We start from the raw sequence: 22,395 nt of genomic DNA, 5'->3' as shown, positions 1-22,395 counted from the left end.
ACGACAACGGTTAAACAGCGTATTTTTTCTCAGCGAGCAACATCGGGTGTTCAGCAGCGACACAGCGCTGGCCGCTGGTGGTGGAAAACAGGTATTGCCGGCTGGTGGACCACTGCAGGCCGACCAGGCTGTCATCCGTGAAGCGCTGCAGGCCGGGCACTTTGACGGTCAGTGATTCCGTGATGCCGGGCAACCGACAGACCAGCAGCGTGTCCGCGCCCATGTATTCGTAGCTCACTACCCGCGCACTCAGCGCGGCCTGCTGCGGGGCGACCAGCTGGATATCCTCCGCGCGCAGGCCCAGACTCAGCGCCGTTTCGCCGGCATAGCTCAGCAGCGGTGTGCTGAGATGGCTGAGGTAGTGATGCGCGCCTTTGCTGTGCAGTGGCAGGATATTCATTGGCGGTGCGCCAATAAACTGCGCGGCAAAACAGCTCGCCGGCTGGTTGTAGAGCTGATCTGGCGTGCCGTGTTGCTCAATGCGGCCATCGTTGAGCAGAATGATGTGATCGGCCATGCTCATCGCTTCGGTCTGATCGTGGGTGACGTACAACATGGTCAGCCCGAGCTGCTTTTGCAGCGCGCGGATTTCGCGCCGCATGCTCTGGCGCAGTTTGGCATCCAGGTTGGATAACGGCTCATCCATCAGACACAGAGTATTGTTGGCGATCACCGCCCTGCCCAGCGCCACGCGCTGCTGCTGGCCGCCGGAGAGCTGTGAAGGCAGGCGCGCCAGCAGCGGTTCCAGCTCAAGCAGTGCGCTGACCTGCGCCAGCCGGGCGGCAAACTGTTGCTTATCTTCACCGCGCGCCTTCAGGCCAAACAGCAGATTCTCCCGCACGCTCAGGTGAGGAAACAGCGCGTAAGACTGAAACACCATCGACAGCTTGCGCTGCGCCGGTGGCAGAGGCGTGACGTCGGTGTGATTGAAATAAATGCGGCCGCTGTCGGCCGTTTCCAGCCCGGCGAGGGTGCGCAACAGCGTCGATTTACCGCAGCCTGAAGGCCCCAGCAGTGCGACGAAACTGCCTTGCGCCACGTCGAAGCTGATATCCTGCAGTGCGATTTTATCGCCCCAGGTTTTGGTGATGTGTTGCAGCGAGAGATGGCTCATGCATCCGCAGTCCTGAAATCAGAATGGCGGTAAGCTAGCTGAGGCGGATGAAAGATTTATGGCGCTGACGTGACGGTTGGGTGATGGACGGCGACCTGGCGCAGAATCCCCCTCACCCGGCACGCCCGCAGGCCGCGCCGGGCAGGCGTTTATGCGTTACTGCGACATGCTCAGAATGGTGCGGATGTTCTGCGCCGTGGTGGCAATGATGTCGATAGCGCCGGTGCGCAGCGCGCCGAGGATCGCCATGGCTTTGGTGTTTTCAGCGGCAATGGCAATTACGCAGGGAATTTTACGCAGCTCGTCGATACTCAGGCCAATTACCCGGTCGTTCATCACCGTATCCACGTGCTGGCCCTGGGCATTAAAAAAATCATAGCCGGCCACATCACCGGTCACGCCCTGATTGACGCTGGCATCAATGATTTCGTGCGGTGTGAACCAGCCGAGCTTCACCATATAGCTGTTTTCGTTCATGTCACCGATGCCCACCAGTGCCACATCCGCTTTCCGCGCGCGGTCGAGCGTCTCTTTGATGGTGCCGTTTTGCATGAAGGCGTCGCGCAGCGCCCGGTTTTCGACGTAAGCCGGGGCGTACAGGGTTTCGCTGATGCCGCCAAACTTTTTGGCCAGCCGGCGGCTGATGTGGTCCGCGTTGATGGCATCCCCCGGACGATGGGTGCCGCCGATGCCGCTGATAAACAGGCAGTTGCGCGTCGGCACCTGACCGGGATAATCGGCGACGGCCGCCACGTTGCGCCCCTGGCCCACGGCGACAATGGCGTTGTCTTTCAGCGACTGCGCGAGATGGGCCGACACCAGGGCCGCCACCTGACGCCGCTGCTCGTCGCTGTCTGGCGAATCGAGGGCAATCAGCGCGCGCTGCAGACGGGGAAAACGCGTCTGCAACTGCTGTTCCAGCCGCGTACTGAACACCGGATGGTAGCGCACATTGATCTCGACGATGCCCTCTTCACGCGCGCGTTTCAGCAGTCGTCCCACCTTGATACGGGAAATCCCAAACTTACGCGCAATCTCCTCCTGGGTGATTTCGTCCTGATAGTAGGCGACGGCAATTTCCGTCAGCAGCTCGGAGTCCTGAGAAAGCGTGTTTTTTTCCATCCGTTACCTGTCTTGTATCGTCGTGCGGAGTGCTCAGCAGGGAGTTATATCATTGATGCGACTCGCTTCGCCAGCCAGCAACGCCGCGAGTCGCCGCGGCTGTCACGCTTAACGCTGAATGGCGTCAATTTTCAGCATGCGGGCAATAACCTTATCCAGCTCTTGCTGATCGAAGATCTGTTTCCAGTCCGGTTTGATGATCTTCTCGCGGCCATACTCCATGGCGATCATGCAGGCATCCGAGAACGGGTTGGTGGCGCGGAAAGCCACCGCCAGCGCAATCTGAATATGGCCGTACAGCATGGCCTTCGCTGCCTCTTCCGGGACGCCGCTGTGTTTCACCGTTTCATCCAGCGCCTCTTTCATGAAGGCACCGACCATGCAGGCGACGGTTTCGACCAGCGTCGGTTCCAGATACGCCAGCTGCGTCACCGTGACCCAGTGCACCTGATCAACCGGGCCGTACATCACGCTAATCACCTTACTCAGCTCTGCCTTCTGTTCAGCGCTGCCGCTTTCCCAGGCTGCCGCGACGTGCTGGACGGCAGCAACGCCACCAAACGCATCGGCGTGCTCCTCTTTGGTGTAGCGGGCAAGAAATACCGACGGATGGCACGGGTGCGCGACCGCGTATTCAATGCCGTCACGCTGGGCGATCAGGTTGGCGTAGGCCGCGGCCGGATCGAGCGTCAGCAGCACCGCACCGCTTTGCATCTGTGGCACCACGCTTTGCGAGACTTTGCCCAGTACGATATCCGGCACGGCGAGGATCACCACGTCACTCAGCGGCACCACCGACGCGGCATCCGACAGCTCGCGTCCCTGTGCAATCACCTGCTGCTGCGCCTGCGGTGAATTCTCGCAGTAAAACACCTGATAAGCGCTGTGCTGCAAATTAGCGGAAATACGCATGCCCATTTTGCCGCCTGCGCCGATCACGGTAATGGTTTTCAATGCCTTGCTCATGTTAACGACTCCTGATCTTGTTTACTGCGTAGGAATTCAACGGCGCGGCGGGTCCATTCGGCTTCCCGCGCGCAGGTCTGCGCGGCATCGTCCTGCCACGGCAACCAGTGTTCGATGATTTGGTTGATGTCGCGATCGGCTGGCCGCACGCTGGCGATCAGCCGGTCATAATCCAGCTTCCCTTCGCCCATCGGACAGCCGGCCAGGGTAAAACCGACCCAGCCGGCACGGCGGGTAAAGGCGAAATCTTTGATGTGCAGATTGCCGACGCGCGCAGCGGTATTGGCGATCACCTGCTCCTGCAGTTCCAGTCCGGCGACGCAGTTGGCCGGATCGAGACAGACGCACAGCCACGGCGAGAGAAAGCGGTTGATCACCGACATCATCGCCGCGCTGCTGACCTGCTCGTAGGTTTCCAGGCACAGCCGCACCTGCTGGCGGGCAAAATCCGGCAGCACGGCAGCAATCAGATTGGCCGCTTCATCCAGCGATGGCCGGTGATCGGCGGTGTTGAACATTGAGCGCACCACGCGCGCGTCGAGAATAGCGGCGATATGCAGATAGCGGCGCAGATGCGCGCTGCCGAGACCACGCGTGCCCAGCTCCAGCGTGATGCCAAGCGCATCCGCCTGCTGACGCAGCGCCAGCAGCTGTTCATCTGACCACTGCTCAATCGCCGGGTAGTCGCAGATCTGGAATACTGACACGTCGAGATCGGCAGTCTGCTGCAGCATCTGCGCCAGCGTGAGCGGCTGTGGCACCTGGGGCGACATACGCCAGAAAAACGCATAGGTACTGAGTCCGATGCGGCTCATGACGGCAGCTCCCCGGCCAGCTCACTGGCTTCTTGGATAATCTGCGCCAGCGCCTGCGGATCGTGAGCAAAGCGCCCCAAGAACAAGCCGTTGACGTCGCCGCCGAGGCGCTGAATCAGTCCTGGCCCGGCGCTGCCGCCGTAAATCACCCGCAGCGTGATGCCGTCGGGCGTCGTCAGCTGCTGTAGCCCGTTGCACACCGCGCGGATGTAGCTGTCCGGCGCCGGCTGCGGTGCGCCAATGGCCCACTGCGGTTCGTAAGCAAACAATACCTCACCGCTGAGCGCCTGTTGCGCGGCCTCCGACAGCGCCTCCTGCAGCTGCTGCTGGCACAGCGCAATCGCCTGCTCAGGCGTGCCCTGCTGCGGTTCACCGATGCACAGCACCGGGGTCAGGCGATAACGCAGCGCCATCGCCACTTTGGCGGCAATCTGCGTTTTATCTTCATGAAAATGGCGACGGCGTTCGGCGTGACCGATCTCCGCCAGTGAGCACCCCAGCTCCTGCAGCATGCTGGCGCTGACCTCACCGGTCCAGGCGCCGTTTTCCGCCTGACACACGTCCTGCGCGCCGACGCGCACCGGCGTGCCGGCAAAGATTTCCGTCACCGCCGGGATGGCCGGATAAGCGGGCAGCACAAACAGCCCGACATCACCGCGCTGCACTGCCGGATGCTGCGCCAGCGTCGCGACCTCGCGACACCACGCCAGCGTTTGCTGATAGCCGAAATACATTTTCAGGCTGACGCCAAGCCAGATTTTAGGCTGAGCCATAATTACGCTCCCTGTTCAGATGCACTGTGTTCTTTTAACAGATCGCCAACGGTGTTGACGATCATCGCCAGTGAAACCGCACCGGCGTCCGGCGTGCCAACGCTTTTCTCGGCCAGCGGCCGCGCACGCCCCACTTTCGGTACCAGCTGCGCGGTGGCCTGCGCGGCCTGCTCCGCCACCGCTGCCGCACGTAACCAGGCTTCGGTGAGTGATGCGCCCTGCGCAACCGCAGCGCTCAGCGCGTCGCTAAACGGAACCAGCACGTCAACCATGGTTTTATCACCGACGCGCGCTTTGCCGAAGTGCATAATGCCCTCTTTGGCATCCCGGACGCCGGCAGCGACGCGTGGTGCATCCGCTGCCGCGCTGTCGCCCAGCGCGGTGCCGAGCGCGGTCAGTGCCACGCCCCACAGGGCTCCGGACGTGCCGCCCGCTTTATCCGCCCAGGCATCGGCGGCGCGACACAGCAGACTGCCAGCGCCGGCGCCACGCGCGGCCACCTCACGCGCCTTTTCCACCGCGCCGAGTACGCCGCGCTCCATACCAATGCCGTGATCGCCGTCGCCCGCTACCGCATCAATGTCGCCCAGCTGGCCGGCATGACGCTGAATCATCACCGCCACTGCTTCCAGCAGTTCAAGAACGCGCCGGGCGCTGTGTTGTGATGCAGTGCTGGCCTGCGGTAACGTCTCTTCACTGATCTCTTCGCACTCGGCGGCGCTGAGCGGTTCGGCAATCAGGACGCTGCCTTTGCGGTAGGCTGGCGTATTGGCCGGCGCGCGCCACAGCGTTTCCAGTTCATCATCAAGCCACATCAGCGTCAGCGAGACGCCCGCCATGTTAAAACTGGTGACGAATTCGCCGACATCCGGCTCCACCACCTGCAACTGCGCCGCCGACAGCAGCTGGGCGATGCGGCGATACACCACAAACAGCTCTTCATACTTGACTGAACCGAGACCGTTGAGGATTACCGCCACGCGCTGTCCCGCCACCTGCGCCACATCCGCTGGCCGCTCACTAAGCAGCCGGTCGACAAAGATTTCTGCCAGCTCGTCGGCGCGCGGCACCGCCGTTTCGCTGATGCCCGGCTCACCGTGGATGCCCAGCCCGAGCGCCATGCGCCCTTTCTCTACCTCAAACAGCGGATGCGAAGCGCCCGGCAGCGTACAGCCGGAAAAGGCCACACCGAAGGTGCGGGTGCGATCGTTGGCGTGCTGCGCTTTTTTCAGCACCGTAGCCAGATCGTCACCCGCTTCTGCCGCGGCCGCCGCCACTTTAAACACACACAGATCGCCGGCGACGCCGCGTCGCTTCAGACGCTCATCGTGGCTGGCGCTGGACACATCATCCGTTACCGCCAGCACCTCACAGGCAATACCTTCAGCGCGCAGCCGCTCGCACGCCTGACCAAAATGCAGCACGTCACCGGCATAGTTTCCAAACAGCAACAGCACACCCGCGCCGTTATGCGCCGCGCGCGCGACGTTATAGATTTGCTGCGCCGACGGCGAAGCGAACAGATTGCCCATTGCCGCCCCGTGCGCCAGGCCCTGGCCGACCAATCCGGCAAAGGCGGGATAGTGACCGGAACCGCCACCGACAATCACCGCCACGGTATCCGGCTGGCTGCGCGTGCTGCGCACCACGCCACCGCTCACCTGGCGTACTTTATCGGCGTTGGCGGCCACAAAGCCTTCGATCAGTTCCGCGGCAAACGCGGATGGCTGGTTAAACAGGTACGTCATGTTATTGCTCCTGTACAAATGAGGCTGGCAGAGGCTGCGCGCGACGGCGATTGAGAAACAGCATCAATACAGCGGAGAGCAGCATAAAACCGCCGACCACGAACATCGGTAACACATAACTGTGAGTGGCATCATGCAGTGCGCCGGTGATGTAACCGGCGGAAAAACCCGCCACGTTGCCCAGGGTGTTAATCAGCGCAATCGCCGCCGCGGCCGATGCGCCGGTCAGGAACTGCGTTGGCAGCGTCCAGAAATTGGGCAATGCGGCGAAGATGGCGCTGGCCGTTACGGCGATCACCAGGATGGTGGTAAACGGTGAATCCATGTAGAGCGCCAGCGGTACGCTGAGGCCGCCCGCGACCGCAGGAATCGCGATGTGCCAGGTTTTACAGCCGCGCCGCGCGGCATCCCGCGACCAGAAAAACATCACGACGGCGGCGATCAGGTACGGCACGCCGGTGATCAGCCCTTTCTGCATCACGTTGAAGGTGGTGCCAAACTGCTGCTGGAAGCCGGCGATAATGGTCGGCAGGAAGAACGCCAGCGCGTACAGGCCGTAAATAAAGCCGAAGTAGATCAGGCACAGCATCCACACGCGGCTGTTGCCCATCACCGAACGCACGCTGTGCGGGTGCTGTCCCTGCTTGTGCTGATGTTCCGCTTCCAGTTCGGCTATCAACCAGTTTTTCTCGTCGTCATTCAGCCACTTCGCCTGACGCGGCGAGTCCACCAGCCAGAACAGCGCCACAACACCGATGAGGATTGCTGGCAGCGACACGCCCATAAACATTACGCGCCAGCCCTCCAGGCCAAACAGGCCGTGCTGCTCAATCAGCGAGGCAGCCAGCGGTGCGCCAAATACCACCGTCAGCGGTTGTGCCAGGTAGAACAGCGAGAGAATTTTGCTGCGGTGGCGCGCCGGCACCCACAGGCTGAGATAAAGGATGGCGCCCGGGAAGAAACCAGCCTCGGCAATCCCCAGCAGCAGGCGCAGCGTATACAGCCCTTCGACACTGCTGACCCAGGTAAACAGCAGCGAGACGATGCCCCAGCTGATCATGATGCGCGCCAGCCAGCGCCGCGCGCCGAACTTATGCAGCGCCAGGTTGCTGGGCACTTCCAGCAGGATGTAACCAATAAAGAAGATGCCGGAGGCGAGACCAAACTGCAGCGCACTGAGGCCGAGGTCCTGCGTCATGCCGTTTGGGCCGGCAAAGGAAATGGCGGTGCGATCGAGGAAGTTGATAAAGAACATCAGCGCCACAAACGGTACCAGGCGCCAGGAGATTTTGCGGATTGCGGTCTGCTCAACCGCGCTGACAGCAGAGTGATTCATAACGCACCTCCGAAACGTGCGCAGTGAGACGGTGTTGGCCAGGCGCAAAACCGGCGCTGGCGACAGACAAAATGCGAGGTAAGAAGCAAATGACACATGTTCGAGTCCTCAATGGTTCTTCTTGTACATGGATAGGGTCATGCGAACAAATGAACACTACAGGTATATTTGCTCGCTCCTCAAGCGCAGTTGGCGAAAGTGTGACAGTGCGCATGAGATTTGATTTCAGCGACATTTTCAGGATTTTTCGCAGCATAGCGGCGCTGCGCGGCCATGACGACAGTGTTGGTACGAGATTTTGCGTGGTCGATCGCTGAATCATATGAACATGTATTGAACATATGTTTGATTTTGTGGCAGGCTGTCAGTGAACATCTAATCACCTGACGAACATATGTGCAGGAGTCAGACCCTGTATCACTGGAGAGACGTGATGAAAACTATCGCTATTGGTGCCGATGATGCGGCTATCGATTTGAAAAACATCATTAAAAAGCTGCTGGAAGAGCAGGACTATCAGGTAACTGATTACAGTAACGACGCGCAAAATGACCGCCCGATGTATCCGGACGTGGCGTTTACGCTGGCGACGGCGGTGCAGCAAAAGCAGTTTGAGCGCGGCATTTTGCTGTGTGGCACCGGCATCGGCGTCGCGATTGTTGCCAATAAAGTGGAAGGCGTGCGCGCCGCGCAGTGTCATGACACCTTCTCCGCCGAGCGCGCGCGCAAAAGTAATAATGCGCAGATCATGACCATGGGCTCACGCGTAATCGGGCCGGAACTGGCGAAAAACATCGTTAACGCCTGGCTGGCATCCGAGTTTGAAGGGGGCGGTTCGACCGCCAAAGTGGAGAAGATCGGTTACTACGAACAGGTGTCACACGCGAAATAATGTGTCATCGGGCGCTGAGTTGCAAAGCCGGCAGCGCCTGAGTGGGTGACATCGCCAGCGGCACGCTGACACGACTGGCCACTTTGGTGCGTGCCAGCCGTGTCATAGCCGGTGTTTTAACTGCCGCTTAGCGTACCGCTCAGCACCGCAGGCGCATCCTGCTGCACCAGAAAGGCGACCAGCAGGGCGTCGCGTTCACCGTGGATAGCCGGCAAGGCAGCGCTATCGCTCACCGCATCGCCTTTTTGCAGCCGCACATCCCCGGTGCGTGCAATGCCCTCCAGCACCTTGACCCAGCTGGCATAACCCGGCAAATGCGGCACCTCGATCTGTGCGCCACGATCCAGCCTGACGTCATAGATGTAAACGGCCTGACGCAGCGTCAAAGGTGCTGCGCTGTGCTGCGGACCGGCCAGCAGCGTCCACTGGTTAAGTGCCGCCCCTTCTGCCCGGTACACACTCTGCACCTGCCCTTCACCGCCGCCGGATGCCGGGCGGATGTACGCCTGCAGCATTTCGCTTTCAATCAGCGGTGCTGACTCTTCATGACGTACCCCACTGCCCGCGTTCACCAGCAGTGCGCGTTTGCCGTTGAGGGCGAGAGTCTCTCCCTCCTCGCGCCGGTACTGCACCGAGCCGCGCCAGACATAGCTGAAAATTTCATCATCCTGATGACGGCGCATCGGTACCACCGCGCCGGGCTTCAGCGTCATCTGGTCGACAATCGCCAGCGCGCCCAGTTGTTCTCCCGGCCGCTGCCGGCGAATGGTAAAGGGACCGTATTCAAACAGCTGGTCACGCTGCGCTTTAATCACGTTCATCAGTGGCTTCCTCAAAAATCAGGTTCTGATGACCATCATAAAGGCTGCAAAATTGCGTAACAGTAGGGCTTTTTGTTGGCTTAAATCAGTGGTTTTGAATGACCTTCGTCCGCGCCTTTAGCCTGCTGCAGTACGAAGCTGAGCGCCAGGTGCGGGCTGGTAAGTGGCCGCTGTAGCGCAGGAAAACGCGACGCGGCCCCGGCCATTGACACCTGCGCTAACGCCACCTGAACCGCGCCCTGCTGCTGTCCCTGAGCGACGGCATCGGCGATCAGCGTGTAATAGTCGTCCAGCCGGCCAGCTTTGAATGCGGCCCAGGCATCCGGGATAAGCCTGACTTGCGGACGCTGGTCAGGTGCCAGACTCTCCGGGCAAAACAGCTGGCGCGTACTGTGCAGCGTAGACTCCGCGGCACACAGCACCAGCGCGGGTGCGCCACGGCGATGCACTTCGTCCGCCAGCATACGGTCAGTGCGATAAAACGCACAGCGCTGTTGTGGATCGCGCAGGCTGTCTGCGGCGGCACCTAAGGTAGAGCAGGTAATCAGTATCGCGTCGAACCACGGCGTCAGGCTGAGCAACAGCTGCTCCAGACGCTGCTGCTGGGCCGGCGTCATGCCACCGCTGAGCTCTGCTTCTGCCAGCAGATGTGGCATCACCAGATGGCTGATTTGCTGAGGCGGAATGCCGAGCGACTGTGCGGCGTCATCAAAAATAGCAATATTACTGGCGGCGGTATGCAGGCAGGCAATGGTCACAACGATTCCTTATCGCTTCAGGTTCAGTACGTTGCACTATAGCCGCAATCGGTGACGGAATGCAGCTTTACCGCTGGCTGGCAGGCTGCGTCGGATGCGGTGCGAGGCAGTTTCAACGCCTCGCACCGTGCAACCCTCCTTCAGCCGGTCAGCGCGAAAGGCGATCTCAGAACCACACTTCTGCCTGTACGCCAAAGTTCCAGCTACCGCCAGCGGTAAAGCCCGCGCTGCCGAAATCATCGTTCAGCGCATAGTTGTCCAGCGCTTTAGACCAGTTCATCCAGGTCGCGAACAGGCGAATCTCCGGTCGCACCAGCATGTCGTTGATGTTGCCGACTTTAAACGTTGGCGCAAAGGTCAGCTTATACACGTCGCCCTTCACCGCGTTGTACGTCGCGATGCTGCCGCCATCCTGATAGCTGCGGCCATTGGGTTTGAGGTCCATATACAGCCACGACGCTTCATACTGCAGCGCAAAGTTTTCCGTAATCGCCTGGGATGCGCGCAGGTTGATGGTTGCCCAGTCATAGCGATCGCCTTTACGGTAGCGATCCTCGCTGTGCTGCGCCAGCAGCGACGGGGCCACTGACCAGCGATCGCTCAGTGGCATCACGCCAAAGGTGGCCAGTCGCAGCGCGCTGGCGTTGCGCGTTAAGTCGCCGTCGCCACCGATCTGCCGGGTTTCTGCGCCCAGCCCTTTCCCCCATTGAATGGCGTGAGTGCTGCTGCCCGGTGCCAGTCCGTAGAAGCGGTTTTTATCGTGCCAGGCCAGCATGGTAAACACGCCGTGCTTTGCCGTATCGTCACTGCGCAGCGCATAGCTGCCGGTGGTCGATGCGCGCCCTTTCAGCTCGTCGTTGCCGTTTGCGCTCATGCCGGTCAGCATCCACTGCCAGTTACCGTAAAACTGGTTCGAGGTCAGCAGCAGGTTTTGCACGTTGTTATCGTCGTAGCGGCTGCTGCCCAGGTCGCCAAAACTGCGGCCATAAATGGAGAAATCGCTGCGCCATTGCTCGTTCCATTGCAGGTTGCTGATGCCGCCGCCGGTGCCGCCAAGAAAGACGATATCGGTATCAGTGAAGTGCAGATCAAAATTGTCGCCGTCAAAGCGTTTGCCCGCCCACAGCGAGGCATGTTGCGCGGCGCCCCCAAAGCTGGGCAGATCCCCCATTTCGACATACACCTGGCGGATATTCAGATTATTGTCGTTATTCTGCACCCACGGGTCCGGACTGGATGAGCCATCTGCCAGCAGCGCTTTGAAATTGGCCCACGAACCATTACTGAGCCGGGTTTGGTTATGAAAGCCCAGCTCGATGTAGTGATCTTTTTCATTACCTAACCGGCCAATATGCGCATCGCCGCCAATCGAACTGGCAGGCGAAATAGCAGGTCCGGCACGTCCACCGCGCCCTTTATCATTAACCAGCAGGCCGGAACGGGCGTAGCCGGAAAAACGAAACGTGTTGGTTGTTCCGGCGCTCGCCTCCTTTTGCTGCTGCTCATCGCGCGCGATTTTCTCTTCCAGCTGGGCCAGACGCTGCTCCAGCGTTAATGACTGTGCCGCTGCACTGCCACCCACCATCATCCCCGCGATAGCCAGCGCCAGGCGCGCGGTTTTAGCCTTATGCATCACCATATTTATCTCTCTTATTATGTCCATTCATTAATTACAACGGGATTGCCTTTGACGCAGCGAGAGCATAAATAAGCGGATTGCGGTTCTTTTTGATCAATATCATTAAATTAAAAAGTGATATTTTACATGAAGTTATAAAATGATTGATTAATTCGAGGTCTGTTTTTACTTAAATGGAAAAATCCTTTGCGACCTGTCTTAAAAGACGGGTGAATTAATTTTTCTTTTCCGATCCCATTCGCAGAATGGCGCTTTTTCCGGCACGGAAAATCTGCTTAGCCAGCAGCAGAAATAAAAAGCAAATTTGCGAGCTGTGCCGCATCGCTTAATGCGGCAACCAGATGAGACGGCGCAATTATTCGGGCAAGCCTGCGCCTCGCTGCTACGCTTAGTGGTTGGATTATCCTTACAAAAGCTGGAGATATTATGAGCAATGACGATCGCAAGCCGACCACCACGGATGCTGGCATTCCGGTAGCCAGCGACGAACATTCTTTGTCCGTCGGTCCTGACGGCCCGCTGATGCTGCACGATCACTACCTGATTGAGCAGATGGCTAACTTCAACCGCGAACGTATTCCAGAGCGTCAGCCGCACGCCAAAGGCAGCGGTGCATTTGGCTATTTTCAGGTGACAGAAGATGTCAGCCGCTACACCAAAGCGGCGGTATTTCAGCCCGGCACCAAAACCGATGTGGTGATGCGCTTCTCCACCGTGGCCGGCGAGCGCGGCAGCCCGGACACCTGGCGCGATCCGCGCGGCTTCGCGATCAAGTTTTACACCAGCGAAGGCAACTACGACATGGTGGGCAATAACACGCCGGTGTTCTTTATCCGTGACCCGATGAAGTTCCAGCACTTTATCCGCTCGCAGAAGCGCCGTGCCGACAACAATCTGCGTGATAACGATATGCAGTGGGATTTCTGGACGCTGTCGCCAGAGTCGGCGCACCAGGTGACCTGGCTGATGGGCGACCGCGGCATTCCGAAAAGCTGGCGCCACATGAACGGTTACTCCAGTCACACCTATATGTGGGTTAACGCCGCCGGGGAAAAATTCTGGGTTAAATACCACTTCAAAACCGATCAGGGTGTGGAGTTCCTGACGCAGGATAACGCCGATCTGCTGGCCGGCCAGGACGGCGATTACCATACGCGCGATCTGTTCACCGCCATCAAAAATGGTGATTTCCCCAGCTGGACGCTGTACATGCAGATCATGCCGTTTGCCGAGGCGGAAACCTACCGCTTCAACCCGTTTGATCTGACTAAAGTCTGGCCACACAGCGATTATCCACTGATTAAAGTCGGCAAACTGATGCTGAACCGCAACCCGACCGACAACCACGCGCAGATTGAACAGGCGGCGTTTGAACCAAACAACCTGGTACCCGGCATCGGGCTGAGCCCGGATAAGATGCTGATTGGCCGGGTGTTTGCCTATGCCGATGCTCACCGCGCCCGTCTTGGCGTTAACTACAAGCAGATTCCGGTCAACGCCCCGCAGGCACCGGTGCACAGCTACAGCAAGGATGGCGCGATGCGCATCAATCCGGTCAGCGATCCGGTCTACGCGCCGAACTCGAAAGGCGGTCCGGCGGCGGACGGCGAGCGCTACCCGACGGATTCCACCTGGGAAGCGCACGGCAACATGGTGCGCGCGCCCTACACGCTGCGTCAGGATGATGATGACTTTGGCCAGGCCAATACGCTGGTCAATAAAGTACTGGATGAGGCGGCACGTGATCGCCTGGTAAATAACGTCAGCGGTCATCTGCTCAACGGCGTGGAGGAGCCGGTGCTTTCGCGCGCGTTTGAGTACTGGCGCAACATCGACCAGACGATTGGCGATCGCATTGCCCAGCGGGTACAAACCGAGCGCGCCAGGCGTTAATGAGCTGATTTATAAAAATAGAAAAGGCGCCCGCGGGCGCCTTTTTTGCATCGACAGGATTATTTCAGACGGAACGCCACCACGCTGTCGCCGGCTTTGGTGCCGAGCGAACCGTGACCGCCTGCGGCAATCACCACGTACTGCTTACCGTCGCTGCCCATGTAAGTGGATGGCGTCGCCTGCGCGCCGGCGCTAAGCTCCTGCTGCCACAGCAGTTCGCCGGTGGTGCTGTCATAGGCGCGAATGAAGTTATCTGCGGTCGCACCGTGGAACACCAGATCGCCGGCCGTCAGCAGTGGCCCGCCGTGCGCCACCATGCCCATCGGGAAGCCAATCGGGAAGCGGCCCGGCAGGAAGCTGGTTTTCAGGTTTTTCGTGGTGCCAACGCGACGCAGCCATTCGGTTTTGCCGGTTTTCAAATCCACGCCGACCATGCGGCCCCACGGCGGTGCAATGCACGGAATGCCGAGACCGGAGGCCAGCTGCTGGATGTGGATGGCGTAATCACCGTGGAAGTTTTCGTTCCAGTAAGGCTGGCCATCTTTGGTGAACAGGCGCTCCGTCGCCGTGGCGGGCGTACGCTTGATCAGGTTGTATTTGTAGGCGAGGCGCACCGGTGCGGCAATCAGCATCTGACGCTGCGGATCAACCGCCACCGATCCCCAGTTAAACACCCCGATATTGCCCGGGAACACCAGCGAGCCGCCTTCTGTGGCTGGCGTCCACGGATTGCCGTCATAGCGCAGGCTACGGAAATCCATACGGCAGGCCATTTGATCAAACGGTGTGATGCCCCACATTGACTTCTCAGTCAGCGGCTGCGGAATAAAGTTCAGGCTGGATACCGGCTGGGTGGCGGCGAATTTCTCGCCCGGCACGCCGCCTTCCGTCGAAACCTTCACGTCGTTAACCGGATAAACCGGCTGGCCGGTCAGGCGATTGAGCACAAACAGGTTGCCGGTTTTGGTCGGCAGGATCACCACCGGCTGTTTCTGGCCCTGATAATCGATATCGACCAGCGACGGCTGTGACGGGTTATCGCGGTCCCACAGATCGTGATGGGAGCTCTGATAGCGCCATTTGAACGCACCGGTCTGCAGATCGAGCGCCACTAAAGCATCACGGAATTTCTCTGTATTGCTATTGGCATCGCGCTCGATGCCCAGTTCATCCGGCGAGGCGTTGCCAAACGGCACATACACCAGGCCGTTTTTCAGGTCAGCGCTCAACGTACCCCAGGCCACCGGCGTATCCTGCGTATAGGTCTGGCCAGCAGCTATCGGCGCGGTATTTTGCGGATTAGCCGGATCAAAGTTCCACACCAGACGACCACTCTGCACATCATAGGCGCGAATTACGCCAGAGGGGTTACCGCTGTTGAAGCCGTTATCCATAACCGAGCCGCCGACAATCACCAGATTGCCCGCGACCAGCGGCGCGGCGGTCTGCATCAACGCGTGTGGACGAACCTCACCCATATTGGCATGCAGATCCACCACTCCGTTGTTGCCAAAATCGGCGCACGGTTTGCCGCTGTCGGCATCCAGCGCAATCAGCCGGGCGTCAGTGGTGGCGTTAAAGATGCGCTTGCGGCACATCGCCGGCGTCGCCGCCGTGTCCTGTGCGGCAGCCGGTGCGCCCGCGTAATAGCTGACGCCACGGCAGGTCTGATGCTGCTGCAGATAAGAACGATCTTTCGCCGGCGTGTATTTCCACTTCACCGCACCACTCTGCGGATCGAGCGCGTGGACCTCATTGTGCGGCGTACAGAAATAGAGCATGCCGTTGGCTTTCAGCGGCGTGGCTTCGAAGGTGTATTCGGTGGCATCGTTATCCTGACGCAGATCGCCGGTGTGATAGGTCCAGGCCACTTCGAGATTGCGCACGTTCTCTTTGGTGATCTGATTCAGGGCGGAGAAACGCAGGCCGTCGGCGGTGCCGCCGTAGGCGGTCCAGTCAGCGCTCGCGCCCTGCTCGCTGTTTTGTTCACGCGCATTGGTGATGGTGCCGGCCTGCGGCAGCGGATCGTAAAAGCACAATCCAATCACCAGTACAATCATGATGGCCACCGTGCTGCCGAGCAGGCCGTGGAAGCGACGCTGTCCCTGATACAGCGGTTTGACCACCCACGGCATCGCCAGCCACAGGCCGATCACGCCAAACAGATCGCCGCGCGGGATCCACTGCCACTTGTCGAAGCCGACTTCCCAGATCATCCATGCCAGCGTGATCCACATCAGCACCGCATACAGGGTCAGCGCGCTGCGCTGATTGCGGAACAGTAAAATGGCGGTGATCAGTAATCCCACCGCCATCAATGCGTAAAATGCGCTGCCGCCCATCAGCAGCAGCTTGCCGCCCATATAGAGCAGCGCAACACCCAGAATTGCCAGCACGAGACTGGTCAGTTTGTTTATCATGCGAATCCCTCAACGCTCATCATTATTAACCACCCCAAACCAAAGACACATAAACTCAACAAAATCTTAACTTACGTAACCGTTAGTTAAAAATTTGCCTGGCGGCGTGTCGTTAGTGCCGCTTATCAATGTAGCTCTGCTCCTTCATGCTGCGCCCCGCTTCGCTCGTAGTGTGAGTGAAATCACGTTTCAATTTTGTTGGAGGAAATTAATCAATCATCAGGAAAATCCGCATTTTTTGATAACGCAGCAGGCGATATGACTAAAGGCGCGACAGGCGTGCTGCCGGGCAGCCTGCAATTTGTCGGCACACGTATTTCTGGTGAAATTATTTAATTGATTAGTAGCGTACAAATGCGATTTGTCCTGGTCATGTCAGAACCTGATGGTAAAAAAGCAGGCAACGCTGCGCTTTGCCCTAAAAATAGCGTCTTTCCGGCGCGGTGACATTGATAAATGAAATAGCGTATTTATTATTTTGAGAGTTTCCTTAGCCTGTCTGCCAAATTAATCGGTGATATATATTATCTGACTGCTCTGCGGCAAAGCCGCTTATAAAAAGAAGGTTATTATGATCAGCGCAGACGCTTTTTATCGCAAATTACGTTTTCCATTTAAACTCACACATGCTGCCATTAAATTTCCCGTGGCCAATGCGCACGCCCGGCAATACCAGGTCCTGTCAGCAGAACAGACCATCGATCTGCTGCTCAGCGATGACCGGCTCTCAGCGTGCCGCTATGGGGATGGGGAACTGGAAATGACGCTATTTAAGAATATTGGCTTTCAGTCTTTTGATGAGCGCCTCTCCATTCGCCTGAAAGAGATCATGCGCCGTGGCACGCAGAGCGATAATCGCTGTCTGCTGTGTATGCCTGATGCCTTTCGCGGCACCGGGAATATGCGTTTTGGCTCAGCGCTTTTCTGGTTTTTTCATAAAGCGTTTTTCTTTCGCCACTATGAGCATTTATTAAAGAAAGGCTATCGCTATGGTAATACGTCGGTAACGCGACCTTATCATGATTATAAAGATAAACAGCCGGCGGCACGTATTTTTGCCAAATTTAAACAGCTGTTTCACGATAAAAAAATTCTGATTGTTGAGGGTAGCGGCACGCGCCTTGGTCTCGGGAACGATCTGCTGGATGGCGCGCGGCAGATCCGGCGCATTACCACCCTCAACCGTAACGCCTTTTCGGTTTATAACGAGCTATACAGTAATGTGCTGGCGCACGCGCGCGAGTTCGACATGGTATTGATCTCCCTTGGCCCGACGGCAACCGTGCTGGCTTACGACCTCAGTCAGCACGGTATTCGCTGCATTGATACCGGCCATATCGATATTGAGTATGAGTGGATGCGCAGCGCGGCACGCACCAAGGTGCAGGTCGCGGGGAAAAATGTGAATGAGGTCGGTTTATTACAGAGTGACGAGCAGCATGAAGCGGATGCGCATTACCGCAGCCAGATTCTGCTGCACGTTGGCTTAGGTCAGGAGCCACTGCGCAGTGCCGCAGTGGTCACGCAGCCGATAGTGTGATGCAGCGCACCGTAACCGATCGTGCCGGCGATCGGTTTGGTGCAGCACGCTCAGATAGCGGGTATTTATTAGCCAGCGCGATGGTTTCGACTGCGGCGGCGCGGGCACTTATGCCATGGCGGACACTAATTAGTTAGCAGCCTTAGCAATCTGGCATTACCTTTGCTTAATGATTCCTGTGTTCATTTTCAGGAGTCGCATGATGAAAGCGTCCTCAACCCGCTACACCATTTTCTCGCTGCTGTTTCTCATCGCACTGATTAACTACATCGACCGCGGTGCGCTGTCGTTCGCCGCCAACGCCATCTCGCAGGAATTTCACTTCAGTAAAGTGCAACTCGGTGCCGTGCTGGGCTACTTTGGCTTTGGCTATCTGTTCGGGTCGCTGTGCGGCGGCTTCCTTGCCGACCGGCTGGGCACCAAAAAGGTCTGGCTGATGGCTGGCATTCTGTGGTCGCTGCTGGAGATCGCCACCGCCTGGGCCGGAGAGCTGGGCATGGCGCTGTTTGGCGGCTCGGCGATCATGGGGTTTGCTGCACTGCGCGTGCTGTTTGGCTTCAGCGAAGGGCCGGCCTACGCGTTGATGAACAAAACCATCGCCCACTGGGCACCGGATAACGAACGCGGTTTCGCGCTGGGAATTGGCCTGCTGAGCACCCAGGTGGGTTCGCTGCTGACCGCACCGATTGCCGTCGGACTGCTGCTGCTCACCAACGACTGGCGCATGATGTTTATGCTGCTCGGCGCGTTTTCACTGCTGGCGATGCTGCTGTTTGCCCGCCACTTTACTGATACGCCACAGCAACATCCCCGTGCCAATGCCGTCGAGCGTCAGCTGATCATTGCCGGGCAACGCCAGCAGCCGCAGGACGAAGGCGCGCTGCCGTGGTGGCGCTTCTTCACCAGCCGCACGCTGGTGTGCAACGCGCTGGGCTATTTCAGTTTCCTCTACATCACCTTTACCCTGGTGACCTGGCTGCCGAAATATCTGCAGGATAATTTCCACTATGACCTGCACTCGCTGTGGTATGTGGCGATGATCCCCTGGAGCGGTGCCTGCCTGACGGTGCTGCTGGGCGGACGCATCGCCGATCGCCTGCTGGCACGCTTTAACAATCTGCGGCTGGCGCGCAACCTGTTTGCCGCCGTGACGCTGTGCGCCACCGCCTGCTGCTTTATGGCCATTCCCTGGGTCGGATCTGCTGCCGGGATTATCGCGCTGATGACGCTCGGCAACGCGCTCAATGCGCTGGTGAATAACGTCTACTGGTCGGTCGTGATTGACGTGACGCCGAAGGCATCGGTCGGCACCTTCAGCGGCATGACGCTGGCCATCGCCAACCTCGCGTCGATCATTTCACCGATGCTGTGCGGCTGGCTGGCGCAGTACTACGGTTATAACGCCATGTTTACCGTCACCGCCTGTATCGCCTTTGGCAGCATGCTGGCCATGACGCTGCTGCAGCCGGAGAAACGCCTGCAAGCCGATGCGCCGCCAGCCGCCGCGCAGCAGGCCGTGTAAGGGTTATCGTCCGTGCCGCTGGCAGAAAGCGGCGATATCCGGCGACTGAAAATCCGCCAGGTGCGCCATCAGCTTCTCCAGCGGCCAGTTCCACCAGGCAATCGCCTGCAGCTGCGCCGCGATGTCAGCGCTGAAACGGGCGCGAATCGGTTTCGCCGGCACACCGCCGACGATGGTGTAAGGCGGCACATCTTTACTCACCACCGCCCCGGCCGCCAGCACGGCGCCGTCACCGACCGTCACGCCAGGCAGGACAATCACGCCGTGACCGATCCACACATCGTGACCAATGATCACCCGATCGGCACGGCGTCCGGCGAAGAAACCGGCATCGCGCTGCGCGCGGCTGTCGTAATACTCCGGGCAGTAGGTGAAGCGATGCTGTGAGGCGCGATCCATCGGATGATTCGGTGCCCCGATACGCACCTGATTGGCGATGGCCGTGAAGCGGCCAATCTGCGCATCCGCCACGCAGCAGTGTTCCCCAAGGTAGGAAAAATCACCCAGTTCGCTGTATTCCAGATAACTGTGCGCCAGAATTTCACACTGCTGGCCAATCTGCGTGTCGCGCAGACGGACGCTGGGATCGATGGCGGTGTGTTGCAGTTTAGCGGGAGGCTGGGTGGCAGAAATCATAAAGCAGGTGCTCCGTTGTGGTCAGATGTCTGGATAAGTGGTTGCCTCAACGCAACCGCGAGCCACAACACTAGAGCGGGAAGATGACAGGAATGCTATCGTGTTGCTCCACCGGGAGATCTTCAGGAGAAAATGGAATGAAAGCGTCCCTGCCGTTATTAGCCTTGCTATTCAGTACCGTCCCCGCCTTTGCCGCCCTGCCGCCCGACATCAAAGCCGGAGAAATTGTGCAGGTCGAACTGGCGCAGCTGCATCCCACTCAGGCCGCCATTGGTTATCGCCAGCTGGATTACAAGCAGCATCGTTATCAGGCCGATCCGGAAAAGCTGTTCGATGACTATTGCGAAAGCATGGGACAAAAAGGGGTGAAAAGTTTCACGCCGCGCTCTACCCTGCGCGATCCGGCCAGTTTCAGCTGTAAGGCGCCGGTCGGCAGCGAACCCGGCCCGATGAAAACCGCGGTGATCGGCCCGGATAATCAACTGTACCTGACTGATGGCCACCACACGTTCAGCAACTTTGCGGACATGGCCGGCCTGTCAACGCCGGTGCAGGTGCGCATTACCGATGACTTCCGCCCGCTGAAAAGCCAGGCTGCTTTCTGGCAGAAAATGGCGTCGGCACATCTGGTGTGGCTGGAGACGCCAAACGGTAAGATCGCCCCCGAAGCACTGCCGCAGGAGCTGGGTCGCCAGCATATGCAGGATGATGAGTATCGTTCGCTGATCTATTTTGTGCGCGATATCGGCTTCGATAAGCCAGGCAACCCGCCGCCGTTCCTGGAGTTCTTCTGGGGACAGTGGCTGAGCCGGGAACTGCCGCTGAAAGCGTTCAACCTGCGCGATCGCGACGGCTACGCCGCAGCAGTGAAAAAGGTGGCGGAGAAGATGGTGAGCGTGCCGAAGGATACGGTGATTGCGCAGAGTGATAGCGGTCCGCTGACGGCGCAGGCGCTCGGTGCCAGAGACGCGGTGAACCAGAAGGCGCTGAACAAGTTAAGCGCCGATAACGGTAAGCTGAGCTGGGCGTTTAAACGTTAAGCGGGCTGGGTAGTGTTGGGTTTATCCACGTGCGCATCAATGCGCACCCTACAAAATTACACACTATTGCTGCTGGTGCGCATCAATGCGCACCCGACAAAACCCCACACCATTGTTGCTGGTGCGCAGCAATGCGCATCCGACAAAACCCCATACCATTGTTGCTGGTGCACGGGCAGGCGTCTTTCACCGTTGTGGCAGGGTCGCCATGGATGGCGACCGAAAAAGGCGGTTATACCAGCTCGCTGTTTTTAACATCCGCGGACGGTGCCAGCAGGTTTTGATCGAAGGCGCGCAGCGGCTGGCCGTGGCGAACGCGCTGTGGCCAGTCCGGATTGGCCAGCGCGCTTTTGCCCAGCGCCACATAATCTGCGCCCTGATACAACGCCATGCCGGCGCGTTCGGCATCTGACAGCGATCCGTTGATCACCACCGGCAACTGTGGCGCGGCCTGACGTGCCAGCTGTAGCAGCGACTCTGCCGCGTCCGCGAACGCCGGCTGCAGCGCATCATGCTCGGTCAGGTGCAGATAATCGATACCTGAGTCGGCCAGCAGCGCAAACACCTGGCGCGCTCCGGCAGCGCCCTCCTGCCATTTATGCGTAAAATCATTCACTTTCCCCTGGGAAATCCGCACGCCCAGCGTGACGTTGGCACCGATGCGCTGTCGCACCGCGGCAATCACCTCCCGCGTCAGCGTCAGTCTTGCGATAATATCGCCGCCCCAGCGGTCGCTGCGCTGGTTGGTGTAATCGGTAAAGAACTGATCGAGCAGATAACCGTTGGCCGCGTGAATTTCAATGCCGTCAAAACCGGCTGCCTCAATGGCGCGCGCCGCGCTGTCAGCAAAGGCGTCAATCACCTGCTCAATCTGTTCATCACTCATGGCGCGCGGCAACGGATAAGCGCCGTGGCCATGGTAAAACCGCAGCTGTTCGCCACGTGGCGGGATCGCCGAAGGCGCCAGCGTATCGCGCCGGTAAATATTGCCCTGCGATATCGCACCGGCGTGCATCAGCTGTGCAATGATTTTGCTGCCGTGCTGGTGCACGCTGTTGGTGATGGCCCGCCAGCCGGCGATCTGCTGGCGATTGACCAGCCCGGCCTGAAAAGCGTAAGTCTGTGACCAGGCTTCATCGATGTAGAGACCTTCGGTGATTACTGCGCCAAAGCCACCGCGGGCGAAACGCGTATAGTACTGCTGCATACGCTCGCCCGGGACACCGTCCACACTGGCGGAGATGCGCGTCATCGGTGCCACCATCAGGCGATTGGTTAAATCGAGGTGGTTAAGCGTACTGCTCTGAAACAGGTGTTTGTCGGACATTTGGCGCTCTGAGGTAAATTATCATCAGGAGCC

At 58.9% G+C, this 22,395-nt stretch carries 19 protein-coding genes; 6 read left to right on the top strand and 13 right to left on the bottom strand.

What is annotated here, in order from left to right; translation table 11 throughout:
• Positions 1-10: 10 nt before the first annotated feature.
• The 7 genes from AC6I7J_RS09850 to AC6I7J_RS09820 all read right to left on the bottom strand — a co-directional run bounded on the left by AC6I7J_RS09850 (position 11) and on the right by AC6I7J_RS09820 (position 7,874).
• Positions 11-1,114 carry an ABC transporter ATP-binding protein gene (locus tag AC6I7J_RS09850; protein ID WP_058758581.1) on the bottom strand — a complete coding sequence of 368 codons (1,104 nt, stop codon included), beginning with the start codon at positions 1,112-1,114 and terminating at the stop codon, positions 11-13.
• Between the two features lie 156 nt (positions 1,115-1,270).
• The gene (locus tag AC6I7J_RS09845) at positions 1,271-2,236 is read right to left on the bottom strand and encodes a sugar-binding transcriptional regulator (protein ID WP_152390996.1); all 966 of its coding nucleotides are present in this window, start codon (positions 2,234-2,236) and stop codon (positions 1,271-1,273) included.
• A gap of 108 nt (positions 2,237-2,344) precedes the next feature.
• Positions 2,345-3,202, bottom strand: coding sequence for a phosphogluconate dehydrogenase C-terminal domain-containing protein (locus AC6I7J_RS09840; protein WP_021506006.1), 858 nt, complete (start codon positions 3,200-3,202; stop codon positions 2,345-2,347).
• Positions 3,199-4,017, bottom strand: coding sequence for a sugar phosphate isomerase/epimerase family protein (locus AC6I7J_RS09835; protein ID WP_059008866.1), 819 nt, complete (start codon positions 4,015-4,017; stop codon positions 3,199-3,201). The genes AC6I7J_RS09840 and AC6I7J_RS09835 overlap by 4 nt, the downstream gene beginning before the upstream one ends.
• Complete coding sequence (locus AC6I7J_RS09830; RefSeq protein ID WP_498005511.1) at positions 4,014-4,790, bottom strand: triose-phosphate isomerase family protein; 777 nt, start codon at positions 4,788-4,790, stop codon at positions 4,014-4,016. Before AC6I7J_RS09830 ends, AC6I7J_RS09835 begins: the two co-directional genes overlap by 4 nt.
• A gap of 2 nt (positions 4,791-4,792) precedes the next feature.
• Entirely contained in the window at positions 4,793-6,538 is a 1,746-nt protein-coding gene (locus tag AC6I7J_RS09825) for a dihydroxyacetone kinase family protein (RefSeq protein ID WP_059008870.1), read from the bottom strand.
• A 1-nt stretch (position 6,539) separates the two neighbouring features.
• A complete protein-coding gene (locus tag AC6I7J_RS09820; RefSeq protein ID WP_152390992.1) occupies positions 6,540-7,874 on the bottom strand; it encodes an MFS transporter in 1,335 nt (444 codons plus the stop codon).
• Positions 7,875-8,307: 433 nt separating this feature from the next.
• Here AC6I7J_RS09820 and AC6I7J_RS09815 point away from each other — a divergent pair, with 433 nt between their 5' ends.
• Positions 8,308-8,766 carry an RpiB/LacA/LacB family sugar-phosphate isomerase gene (locus AC6I7J_RS09815; RefSeq protein ID WP_498005508.1) on the top strand — a complete coding sequence of 153 codons (459 nt, stop codon included), beginning with the start codon at positions 8,308-8,310 and terminating at the stop codon, positions 8,764-8,766.
• Between the two features lie 116 nt (positions 8,767-8,882).
• On the opposite strand, the gene AC6I7J_RS09810 is transcribed toward AC6I7J_RS09815, so the two are convergent.
• The 3 genes from AC6I7J_RS09810 to AC6I7J_RS09800 form a co-directional block, all read right to left on the bottom strand.
• Positions 8,883-9,587 (bottom strand): pirin family protein, encoded by a 705-nt coding sequence (locus AC6I7J_RS09810; RefSeq protein WP_498005507.1) that lies wholly within the window; start codon positions 9,585-9,587, stop codon positions 8,883-8,885.
• Between the two features lie 80 nt (positions 9,588-9,667).
• Complete coding sequence (locus tag AC6I7J_RS09805; RefSeq protein WP_498005505.1) at positions 9,668-10,345, bottom strand: glutamate racemase; 678 nt, start codon at positions 10,343-10,345, stop codon at positions 9,668-9,670.
• 166 nt (positions 10,346-10,511) lie between these two features.
• Positions 10,512-11,933: a carbohydrate porin gene (locus AC6I7J_RS09800; RefSeq protein ID WP_498007221.1), complete on the bottom strand. Its 1,422-nt coding sequence runs from the start codon at positions 11,931-11,933 to the stop codon at positions 10,512-10,514.
• A gap of 477 nt (positions 11,934-12,410) precedes the next feature.
• Here AC6I7J_RS09800 and AC6I7J_RS09795 point away from each other — a divergent pair, with 477 nt between their 5' ends.
• Positions 12,411-13,877 carry a catalase gene (locus tag AC6I7J_RS09795; RefSeq protein ID WP_215800087.1) on the top strand — a complete coding sequence of 489 codons (1,467 nt, stop codon included), beginning with the start codon at positions 12,411-12,413 and terminating at the stop codon, positions 13,875-13,877.
• 59 nt (positions 13,878-13,936) lie between these two features.
• On the opposite strand, the gene AC6I7J_RS09790 is transcribed toward AC6I7J_RS09795, so the two are convergent.
• Positions 13,937-16,297, bottom strand: coding sequence for a membrane-bound PQQ-dependent dehydrogenase, glucose/quinate/shikimate family (locus AC6I7J_RS09790; protein ID WP_498005503.1), 2,361 nt, complete (start codon positions 16,295-16,297; stop codon positions 13,937-13,939).
• A gap of 195 nt (positions 16,298-16,492) precedes the next feature.
• Here AC6I7J_RS09790 and AC6I7J_RS09785 point away from each other — a divergent pair, with 195 nt between their 5' ends.
• The 3 genes from AC6I7J_RS09785 to AC6I7J_RS09775 all read left to right on the top strand — a co-directional run bounded on the left by AC6I7J_RS09785 (position 16,493) and on the right by AC6I7J_RS09775 (position 19,359).
• Complete coding sequence (locus tag AC6I7J_RS09785; RefSeq protein ID WP_193751871.1) at positions 16,493-16,633, top strand: hypothetical protein; 141 nt, start codon at positions 16,493-16,495, stop codon at positions 16,631-16,633.
• Positions 16,634-16,868: 235 nt separating this feature from the next.
• Positions 16,869-17,837: a GT-D fold domain-containing glycosyltransferase gene (locus tag AC6I7J_RS09780; protein WP_058769833.1), complete on the top strand. Its 969-nt coding sequence runs from the start codon at positions 16,869-16,871 to the stop codon at positions 17,835-17,837.
• A 202-nt stretch (positions 17,838-18,039) separates the two neighbouring features.
• Positions 18,040-19,359, top strand: a complete 1,320-nt coding sequence (locus AC6I7J_RS09775) for an MFS transporter (RefSeq protein ID WP_058769834.1) — start codon at positions 18,040-18,042, stop codon at positions 19,357-19,359.
• A gap of 3 nt (positions 19,360-19,362) precedes the next feature.
• Here the strand turns inward: AC6I7J_RS09775 and AC6I7J_RS09770 are convergent, their stop codons facing one another.
• Positions 19,363-19,995, bottom strand: coding sequence for a DapH/DapD/GlmU-related protein (locus AC6I7J_RS09770; protein ID WP_058769835.1), 633 nt, complete (start codon positions 19,993-19,995; stop codon positions 19,363-19,365).
• 137 nt (positions 19,996-20,132) lie between these two features.
• Between AC6I7J_RS09770 and AC6I7J_RS09765 the strand changes: the two genes are divergently transcribed.
• Positions 20,133-21,035, top strand: a complete 903-nt coding sequence (locus AC6I7J_RS09765) for a ParB/Srx family N-terminal domain-containing protein (RefSeq protein WP_058769836.1) — start codon at positions 20,133-20,135, stop codon at positions 21,033-21,035.
• 232 nt (positions 21,036-21,267) lie between these two features.
• Here AC6I7J_RS09765 and AC6I7J_RS09760 read toward each other — a convergent pair whose 3' ends face one another.
• Positions 21,268-22,362, bottom strand: coding sequence for an oxidoreductase (locus tag AC6I7J_RS09760; RefSeq protein WP_262257946.1), 1,095 nt, complete (start codon positions 22,360-22,362; stop codon positions 21,268-21,270).
• Positions 22,363-22,395: the final 33 nt, after the last annotated feature.

It is taken from the genome of Type-C symbiont of Plautia stali (genome assembly GCF_059730935.1).
The sequence above is the reverse complement of the archived record's forward strand: the minus strand, read 5'-3'. Positions and strand labels throughout refer to the sequence as shown.